This is a genomic window from Mycobacterium sp. (assembly GCF_035697385.1).
GTDB lineage: Bacteria > Actinomycetota > Actinomycetes > Mycobacteriales > Mycobacteriaceae > Mycobacterium.
Genome location: NZ_DASSCY010000203.1, coordinates 1 through 9,190 on the forward strand (window position 1 = coordinate 1; position 9,190 = coordinate 9,190).

Below are 9,190 nucleotides of genomic sequence, written 5' to 3' on the forward strand. Positions count from 1 at the left end.
GGACCTACTAGGTTGACGGCGATGCCGCGACCGCCGCCCCAACCCTCGTCGTTCCCCCGCGGGATGGCGTTGTTGGTGGCCGGCGCGTTCTTCATGGAGATCCTCGACGCCACGATCATCGCTCCCGCGATCCCGCTCATCGCCGATTCACTGGGCGTCGAGGCGGTGGACGTCAACGTCGCGATCTCGGCCTATCTGGTGACCGTCGCGGTGCTGATCCCCGCCACCGGATGGATGGCCGACCGATTCGGCGTACGCCGTGTGTTCATCACCGCGATCGCCGTATTCACAATCGCCTCGATCGGATGTGCGGCCAGCGTGTCCCTGCCGATGCTGGTCGGCATGCGCGTATTGCAGGGCATCGGCGGCGCCATGATGGTGCCCGTCGGGCGGCTGGCGGTATTGCGATACTCCGACAAGTCCGATCTCGTCCGCGCCATCGCCCTGCTCACCTGGCCGGCGCTGGCAGCACCCGTCATCGCACCGGCGCTGGGCGGGGCGATCGCGACATTCGGGTCCTGGCGGTGGATCTTCCTGATCAACATCCCGATCGGCATCGTCGGATTTCTGTTGGCGCTCAAGCTGATACATGACCAGCCGACACCATCGGCGCGGTCCCTGGACTGGCGCGGCATGCTGCTGATCGGCCTGGGAATCTCGGCCGCCCTCATCGCGCTCGAACACATCCGTGTCAGCGGGACCGACTGGCTGTTCGTCGGGATCGGCGGCGTGCTCGCCGCGGTACTGCTGATCGGGGCAATTGGCCATCTGCTGCGCTCGGACGCACCGCTCCTGCAACTCAAGGTCCTGCGCGTGCAAACACTGCGGATCACCGTCACGGCCGGGTCGCTCTACCGCATGGTGATCACCGCCGTTCCGTTCCTGCTTCCGCTGCAGTTCCAGCTCGTGTTCGGCTGGTCACCGCTGGCGTCCGGCCTGATGGCCACTGTGCTGTTCGTGGGTAACCTGACGATCAAACCGGTGACGACGCCATTGATGCGCCGGTTCGGCATTCGTAACGTGCTGCTGGTCAACGGCATCGCCTCGGTCGGGTGCTTCGGGTTGCTCGCGTTGATACAGCCGGGAGTTCCTGTTGCCGCGATGGTGGCCATCCTGTACGTCAGCGGCGCGTTGCGCTCCATCGGATTCACCGCGTACAACAGCCTGGCGTTCGCCGACGTCCACGGCGACGACCTCACCCACGGCAACACCCTCAACGCATCGATTCAGGAACTCGCCGCGGGGATCGGAATCGCTATCGCGGCGCTGCTGCTCAGCGTGCTGGCGTCCTATCCGTACGCGTACCTGGTGCTCGGTGCATTGCTCGCCGTCACGCTCATCGAGACACTGCGCCTACCCCGCGACGCAGGGTCACACGTCAGCGGACGATGACTCGATAAGACGCTCGGCCCGCCACCTGGGGGGTTAGGTGGCGGACCGAGCTTGAAGGGGGCGTGGGTGGTTAGGCGGCGTTACGCGGTGCCTGAACCTGAGCAAGCCTGGCGGAAACCGTCGTGCGACCGCGTCGCCAGAGACCGAACATGTCTCCGACGATATGGGCCAAACCTGAGGCGAATATGAGCGATCACTTAGAACAGCCTCATGTGAGCCAACACACGATCGGTCGGGGCGGTCGAGGGCTAACTGGCGGGTGGGCTGGCGCATCCGTGCATAAAGAACGTTGGGAGACAACATCCTTCAAGCAACGGAAGCGAATTCCGGGACTTTGATCCGCTGAGCGCGACTGCGCTGCCATCGTCGACCGCTTGATGTTCGCCGGGCAGATCATCGAGACCGGCACCCTCAGCTACCGCCTTACGTAGGCTCGCGGCCGCCCGGCTCGCGCGGAGTCTCACTGACGATCGAGCGGAATTGCTCCAGGACACGCCAGTACTCATCGCGATCGAACATGAACGGCCCGACGCCGGTGAAGATGGCATCTTGGTCGAAGGGCAAGTAGTCGTTCTGATAACCGAAGTCGCGCCACACGACCTTATCGTCGCCCACCTCGACGACCGCGGTCACGGCACCGCACCCAATATCACTACACACCCAACAGACATACATGGCAGTCCGGCCACCAAGCTGCGGCGAAACAGCCTCGCCCAGTAGCCGATCGAGCTCTTTCAAGGCGACCCCGGCCGCCCAGTCGGTAGCCAGGACAGTCACGTAGTCGTCAGTCGCGTCGTCAAGGTCGAGGAACGGTCCGAGGACCTGACCGAGTCGTTCGCCGTCCACGACGAACTCCATGAAGTGGCGAACAGCTTCTGGATCGCCGGGCGCACGTGTTTTGGGCGTCAACGCGAGCGAGCTACTCATGCCGTCAAGCTTCCCGGATCGAGCAACGCGCCGGGGCTGAATCAAGCCGTCAACGTGGGGCCAGAACTGCTCGACAGCGCGGGTAGTTGCACCGTGACGCGGAGCCCGCCAGCGGGGCGGGCGTGAGTGTGAGATTTCCGTCGTGTGCTTGTGTGATGCTGTTGACGATTGCCGGACCGAGGCGAACGCCTGTGTGGTCGGTGCGGATTCGTTCGGTGCCGCGTTGAAACGGCTCGACAAGGGTGGAAACTAGTGGTGGGGTGAGCTTTTCGCCGTCGTTCTCGACAGCAAGCACCACGGTGCTGGGATGAACGCTGGTCGTAACCCACACGGTGCCCTTTTCTGGCAGGTTATGGACGATCGCGTTGTGCACGAGGTTGGTCGTCATCTGCAGCAGCAGCGCGTATGAGCCGACGGTGGGGGCGATGTCGCCGGAGGCTTTGAGGGTGACGCCATGTTTCTCGGCAAGGGGGAGAGGCGCTTCGGTGGCTTCTTCGGCGATGAGGGAGAGTCGCTGGCCTCGCCGTCCTCGTCGGCGGCTCCTGCTGCGGCCGCACACATTCCGCGGATGCACGCGACACCTGGTCAGCCTCCTCGGATAGAAGGTGCGCCGGACCGCCAGCTGCCATCGGCAGTCACCGTCACCGTCGACTTCTGGCTGGCCGATTCCTTCGACATCCTTGCCGACGGCCGCTGCGCAGGACGGTCTACGAACGAGGGGATGCGCGACGGTACGCGGGCATTATTGCGGGGCACCAGTCCCGGATTCGACGTCGAGGCCAACGTCGTCGCTCTTATGTCGAGCCCCCGCCGCGGATGTACCGGGGAGGCCGCTGATGAATGACGACTAACGCTACTGTCGCGTCAAGGCGGTGTTCGGTGTATATCTGCCTGCCCCAGAGGGATATGCCATCAAGTTCGCCGGAGAGCGCGAGCAGTAGCTTGGAAAGCCGAGCCGCACACCGTTCGGTGAACCGGAAAGACCCGGTTGCGGGTCCTACTACATCACCGTGCAGACGTGCCGAAGCACGCTCGACCCGCCAGAAAAAGACTGTCCCGAGTGGGGTAACTGACGTCGACGCGAGTTGTTCGACCGTGGCGACGGTACCCTCGATGACGGGCCTTCGGCGCAAATGTGTCCTGGTTGCTGGCATCTCGACTGGTGCGGTAGCGACACGAAGTTCCAGTTAATTTCGACGTTTGGTATGTCAGCTGCCGGTCTGCTGCTAGCCTTCCTTTGCTGGCTGTAGCTGGCAGCGGCGCAATGACGGCAATATTAGGCGGTGGCGGCTCTGATATGCAGATCTACCGGACCGTCCCCTAGATTGCTACGCGGCATATTGCACCTGGTAGGAGCGGAAATCATGGCCGCCTTGGCGGCCGCGCACCTGCGGTCCCGGCAAAGTCGGTTACGGACTTTGTGGCACGTATCGCCGCCGACGTGGCTTCGCTGGTGGGTCGCTTGTTCACCGTCGCCTGCGCCGGTTGGGCGGCGCTCTGCAAAAGGGCGGGCTCGGCGCGGGTGGCTGAAAGGATAGTTGGGGTGCGTTTGCCGGAACATACGAGAAGCTTTGACCTCTTGGGCCGTCTTGTCCGTGTCTGGTGGCGTGAGCCGGTCGACTATGCCGCGCAGGTGCAGTATTTCGCCAAGCGGTCGCTGGCCGATGCGGTCAAAGTGTTGATCGGTGCCGGCACGTTCCTCGTCGCGGCGGTATTGCTAGCGATCCACGTTCCCTCCGCAGGTTCAGACACCATCGCATCTCACGTCGTCGTGGCCATGTTCGCCGCGTTGACGATCTTTTGGGCTGGCGTGTGGTGTTGTCGGCCGTGGCCGTCGCGACGAGGGTCGATCGGGTTTGTCGTTTCCTGCGATATCGGGATCGCCGCGGTGGCTCTGCACGATACAGACTGGCTGACAGGGCTCTTCGGGCTCAACGCGTTTGGGCTGATCGGGATCTATCTGATGTTTTTCGACGGGCCGAAAGTCCTAGCCCTGCATACGCTATGGATACTGGCGTCGACGACGGTCCATGCTGTGCAAGTCGGCGGTGCAGACTCTGGCGGAGTGGCCTTGGCCGCCAAGATGCTGATGGTGGCGGCGGGGGCGGCCGCGACTCCGTTGGGGATTCAATTCGGGATCTGGATTCTGCGTAACGATGCCAACGAGTCGGTCACCGATCCGCTGACCGGCCTGCTGAACCGGCGCGGACTGCACCTGCATGTCGGCGACTTGGTGTACGAAGGGCATTCCAAGGACGCCCACCTGGTGGTGATGGTCGTCGACCTGGACCGGTTCAAAGGCATCAACGACGCGTTCGGTCACGCTGTCGGTGACGAGGTCTTGATCCGCAGCGCACGACGAATCAAGTCCGCGCTTCGCGGCACCGCGTTGGTGGCTCGGATCGGCGGCGAGGAATTCGTTGTCGTCGACGTAACCGAACCCGGCCACACAGAACGCATCACCGAGCGGGTGAGGTCCGCGGTCGCCGCACCGGCCGATCACGCTCCGATCACCGCCAGCGTGGGCGTCACCAGTGTGGCCCTGGCCGACGTCGCCGCGCCTGAGGTTGACCCCTCCGCACTGCTGGACACCATGATCGGGCATGCCGATCATGCAATGTTCGAAGCAAAACGCCACGGCGGCAACGCAACAAACTACATACGGCCCGACGAAACCGGTGGCTGAGAACCCGGCACTCGACTAGCAAGAAGGCGTCGCCTTTGTAGTTGAACTACGTGAAAGCGCCCGCGACAGTTGTGGCCGGCATTCTGTCATCGGGATGCGCCGACGCAACAGGCTGTCGCGGAAGTGCTAGGCAGACAGGATCTTTGGGATTGACGCCAATAGCCGAGCTTGGTCTGACTCTCGACAGTCGGTGTAGTTCGCGATGCGTATGTGGGGAGGAAGGTCCGCCGTGACAAGGTACAGCGGCACGAGAACGTTGCCACTTTCGCGATGCCTGAGCCACGCGATCTCGTACTCCTCTTGGCAGACCTTCGAGGTGAGGTACGTCGGCGAGTAGAGGGCGACGACCTTGCGGCACGTGTCAAGGGCCTCCCATATCTGGCGTTGCCACGACGCCCCCGGATTGATTGACAGTTTGTCGTGAAAGACCGTTGGCCTGGACTCGTGTGCTTGAAGCTGAGATGTGAGGTAATCAGCAGCATCACCGTTCTGGCGCGAATAGCTGATGAATACGTCGTAGGTATACCCCTTCGTGCGCCGCAGCGGATCAGGCGGCTTGCTCTGGAAGCGCGCCATCGTCTGGCGAAGCGCCTCCGCCTTGTCGCGATCGCGCTCAACGATTTTGATGACGTCGACGCGCAACCCTGATTCCAGCCACCGCACTGCGGCCTCTAGCAAGGGCTCGAAGATCTCGTCGCGTGGCCAGCGGGCATCGCCCGATGCGACGAGTGACATCGCGATGCTCGAGATCGGGACGCCCCCTTCGATAATCGGAAACAGGCTGCGGAAGATGTCGCCGACAACCTCGGGCGGCGACCTTCGCCAGGCCGGTTCGAAGCACAGAATCCGCGCGAAGCCAAGGTTGACCTTGTCGTCGATCGGCTGCGAAAGCCAGCAGTCGTACTGCTCACGAAGATCCTCGGCCTTGTCTTGGGCGAGTGCTGAGACCGAGACACCGGCACTATCGAGAGCGCCGATCAAGGATGTCGGCGTGGGGTAGTAGTCATTCGGAAAGGCGGAAATTACAAGTAGATCCACGGCCTCATCTGGCGGGATGCGAGTCAGGTCACCGTAATAGAGGCTGATGGCCCGCGTACCGGAGGGCGACTCTACGTGGATCGTTTCCAGAAGCTCCACCACGCCCTCCTCGGCTCTCGGACCTGTGTCGGCACGTCAGATGGTGGGTCTGGCGCGCTCTCCCGCGGCTCGGGCACCGCGGCGGGCGGCCGTGGCCAGAGTTGCAGGTTGTGCCCGCTCGGGGCGAATTCTCGTGTCGCAGGGTCAATCTCGAGATGTGCCTGCGGTGGCTGTTCCGCAGGGAGGCGGACAAGCCGCGATGCACTGGGCTGACTGGCTGCCTCCGGCTGCCTGGACGCGATGGATTCGAATGCTTCATGCACCCGCCCGACGACTGCTTCGAGACCCGACTCGGCAACCGTTCGCCGTATGTCCTGCAGCAGTGCCCGTAGTTGCGCGACCTGGTCGAGCGAAAGGGCTGCGAGATCCTCGGCCGACAGTGCCGCATCCAGAAACGTTGATTCATCTTCCACAGGAGCGGCGGTATCGGCTGCCGCGAGACGCATCTTCAGCAGCGATGTATGAAAGATACTGTCGGTGAAGGGAATTGCGCCACTTTGTTCACATGCGGCGAGCGCGAGGCTCACCGCCAGCGACGAGCCAAGGTAGTACGGCACCACGCATGCATACTCGTGATCCGTGTCGGGTGTGGCGCCCGGGCCAGGAGGGAGACCGAATTCCTGGTCAGGTTTGCCGTCGGCGAAAAGCGCGTGAAAACCGTTCTCCGATGAGAACGGTCGGCGGATGTTCTGGTCATAAAAGACGCGTGGGGAGTATTGATGGTGCAGAAACGCAAAGGCACTACGAGGGATCCGGCTGCGGAGCACACACCAGCCGGTTGGGGAGTTGCCGAACAGCGCAAACGTCTGCTCTCTTGCCATCTCGGCCTGGAAACAGGCCGTCATATTCTGCTGGGTCGGCTGGTCATCGAGCAGCGGTGTCGGATCGATGTATCTCGCAATGCCCGCGGCAATAAGTGGCTCGAGCGTGCGCTGCGAAGCCTCCCAGTCCTGTCGCTGCCACCTGGCGGCGTCGAGCGGAAGATGTTGCTGATGGCTGCGTTCGTCGTATAGTCCGGCGCGGACACGAGGTGTCTGCGGGTCGATGAAAAGGACCTCGTCGAAGATCAGCAGTGCGCGCTTTAGCGTCTCGTCGGACAGCGGTAACGAAAACGGGTAATAGAGCCCGATCAGAGGACTCACGCCGCATGCCTCCCCCCGAAGAACACATCGAACGACCTCCCCGGATATTACTAAGCGGATAGAGGTCGCAAACCCAATACGACGCTCGGCCCGCCACCTGGGGGGGTAGGTGGCGGGCCGAGCTTGAAAAGGGCGTCGGGGGTTAGGCGGCGTCACGCCGCGCAAGTGCGATTGCGTCGCCAGAACCGAACATGTCTCCGACCATAGGAGCCGAACCTGAGGCGAACCTGAACGACGACTTGGAACAGGCACACGTGGCTCCGCACGCGTTTGCTCCGCCGTCCGCGGGCTAAGCTGCTCACGGTTACCAGAACCATGTCCAACGTTGTTCGGGGCAGATGATGCGGGTCGCAACCCTGACTGTGTACGCCGCGGCCATCTACCGGCAAAGTGATTGAAAGGTAGCCAATCTCATCTGCACCGTCGCGCTCCGAATTTCCGTCCGAGCACCGACGTAGGATCCGGATCGACGGGGTTGACTTGGGAGCCGGGTGACGCATCGGCACACCATCTGCCCCTCGATCGTTTGCTGTGACAGAAAGAACGGAGCTCGAAATGCCGGAGACAGGACCGTGGACAGGAGATCCGGTCTGGCTCGCCGACGTCCTTCGGGCCGAAGGAGTGGACCTTGTCGAGTATCCCGGCTGGCGCACCCGCGGTCACGGCGACTTCAAGGACATCCGTGGCGTGATGGTGCACCACACCGGATCGGACAACGCCAGCGCCGCGTCGATCGCCGGCGGCCGCCCAGATCTGCCAGGGCCGCTATCCCAGCTGCACATCGCGCGCGACGGCACCGTGACCGTCGTGGCAGTCGGCGTCGCGTGGCACGCGGGCGCGGGCATGTATCCGTGGCTGCCTACCAACATGGGCAACTGGCACTTGATCGGTATCGAATGCGCCAATAGCGGTACGAGTCCCGTTGCGCCCCACCGTGCTAACTGGCCCGACGCACAGTACTTCGCGATGGTTCGTTGCTGTGCGGCGATCAATCGTCGTCTGGCACAGACCTCCGCCCGCACCATCGGGCACAAGGAGTACGCGGGTCGCGCTCAGGGCAAGTGGGATCCGGGCGGGATCGACATGGACATCCTGCGACACGACATTCAGGACCGCATCGGCCGTATCCCGAAACCCGCGCCGACACCGCGGCCGCCCGTACCCGTCGGCGAGTACGCCGATGTCCTCCTGTTCCGTGGCTCCGAAGGACCACAGGTCGCCGAACTTCAGCGCCGGCTCAAGGAGTACACCCCAAGCCTGATGATTGACGGGATATTCGGGCCGAGAACCGAAGCCGCCGTCAAGGCGTTCCAGCGCCGCACGTCCGGCCTCAAGGTCGACGGCATCGTCGGTCCGGCAACCGCTGCCGCGCTGAGGCTGGAGTTGGCACCCTCGCTTTCCAGTGAGCTCGCCATCTGACGTCGGGCCCGCTCTACACCCGGCTCAGATCCGTACGCATCAACGCGATGTTGTACTCATTCCACTGCGACAGATTCCAGTAGAGATATTGCGGATCCTCCGGGGTTCCGTCGGTCTTCTTCAAAAGGGCCGTGCCCGACCAGGGATGGATCATCGGCGCGTACAGACCGGGATACTGTGCCGACGTCACCAGCGTCTTGGGCGCCGACCATGTGCCCTGCGGCGTGGGTGACGTCCGCATCACGACGTTGTTGTTGCCGTCGGCGTACAGCATGACGTACTGCTTCAGGTACGGGTTGTACTGCACCGACATCTCTCCGACGCTGGGGTAGGTCGTGGTAGCACCCCAACCGAAGAATCCACTGGTCCTGGTTCCCGGCAGGATCGGGGTTGCGGCGGAAGGCTTGTTGGCAACCCACGTCGTTCCGTTCCAGTACTGGTACTTGGTCTGGTCAAGTATCTGGTACTGGTTGACCCGTGACAGGTA

General features: G+C 63.0%; 9 protein-coding genes and 1 pseudogene. 5 read left to right on the forward strand and 5 right to left on the reverse strand.

Annotated features, from left to right (window positions below; all coding sequences use genetic code 11):
• The first annotated feature begins 63 nt into the window (after positions 1-63).
• Together VFH65_RS16780 and VFH65_RS16785 are read left to right on the forward strand one after the other, a co-directional pair.
• Positions 64-1,392, forward strand: coding sequence for an MFS transporter (locus tag VFH65_RS16780; RefSeq protein ID WP_353322962.1), 1,329 nt, complete (start codon positions 64-66; stop codon positions 1,390-1,392).
• 347 nt (positions 1,393-1,739) lie between these two features.
• Positions 1,740-1,823: pseudogene (locus VFH65_RS16785) on the forward strand (AAA family ATPase); the annotation flags it as partial.
• Here the strand turns inward: VFH65_RS16785 and VFH65_RS16790 are convergent.
• Entirely contained in the window at positions 1,816-2,319 is a 504-nt protein-coding gene (locus VFH65_RS16790; RefSeq protein ID WP_353322953.1) for a hypothetical protein, read from the reverse strand. The pseudogene VFH65_RS16785 and the gene VFH65_RS16790 overlap by 8 nt on opposite strands.
• A gap of 49 nt (positions 2,320-2,368) precedes the next feature.
• The gene (locus VFH65_RS16795; protein ID WP_353322954.1) at positions 2,369-2,707 is read right to left on the reverse strand and encodes a sensor histidine kinase; all 339 of its coding nucleotides are present in this window, start codon (positions 2,705-2,707) and stop codon (positions 2,369-2,371) included.
• 66 nt (positions 2,708-2,773) lie between these two features.
• On the opposite strand from VFH65_RS16795, the gene VFH65_RS16800 reads away from it, so the two are divergent.
• Together VFH65_RS16800 and VFH65_RS16805 are read left to right on the forward strand one after the other, a co-directional pair.
• Positions 2,774-3,163: a hypothetical protein gene (locus VFH65_RS16800; protein WP_353322956.1), complete on the forward strand. Its 390-nt coding sequence runs from the start codon at positions 2,774-2,776 to the stop codon at positions 3,161-3,163.
• Positions 3,164-3,862: 699 nt separating this feature from the next.
• Entirely contained in the window at positions 3,863-5,005 is a 1,143-nt protein-coding gene (locus tag VFH65_RS16805) for a GGDEF domain-containing protein (RefSeq protein WP_353322957.1), read from the forward strand.
• Between the two features lie 126 nt (positions 5,006-5,131).
• Here VFH65_RS16805 and VFH65_RS16810 read toward each other — a convergent pair whose 3' ends face one another.
• A complete protein-coding gene (locus VFH65_RS16810) occupies positions 5,132-6,142 on the reverse strand; it encodes a toll/interleukin-1 receptor domain-containing protein (RefSeq protein ID WP_353322958.1) in 1,011 nt (336 codons plus the stop codon).
• Positions 6,115-7,284, reverse strand: a complete 1,170-nt coding sequence (locus VFH65_RS16815; protein WP_353322959.1) for a hypothetical protein — start codon at positions 7,282-7,284, stop codon at positions 6,115-6,117. The genes VFH65_RS16810 and VFH65_RS16815 overlap by 28 nt, the downstream gene beginning before the upstream one ends.
• A 555-nt stretch (positions 7,285-7,839) precedes the next feature.
• On the opposite strand from VFH65_RS16815, the gene VFH65_RS16820 reads away from it, so the two are divergent.
• Entirely contained in the window at positions 7,840-8,703 is an 864-nt protein-coding gene (locus VFH65_RS16820; protein ID WP_353322960.1) for a peptidoglycan recognition protein family protein, read from the forward strand.
• 13 nt (positions 8,704-8,716) lie between these two features.
• Here VFH65_RS16820 and VFH65_RS16825 read toward each other — a convergent pair.
• Positions 8,717-9,190 (reverse strand): DUF4185 domain-containing protein (locus tag VFH65_RS16825; RefSeq protein ID WP_353322961.1); only part of this gene is annotated, 474 nt, incomplete at its 5' end.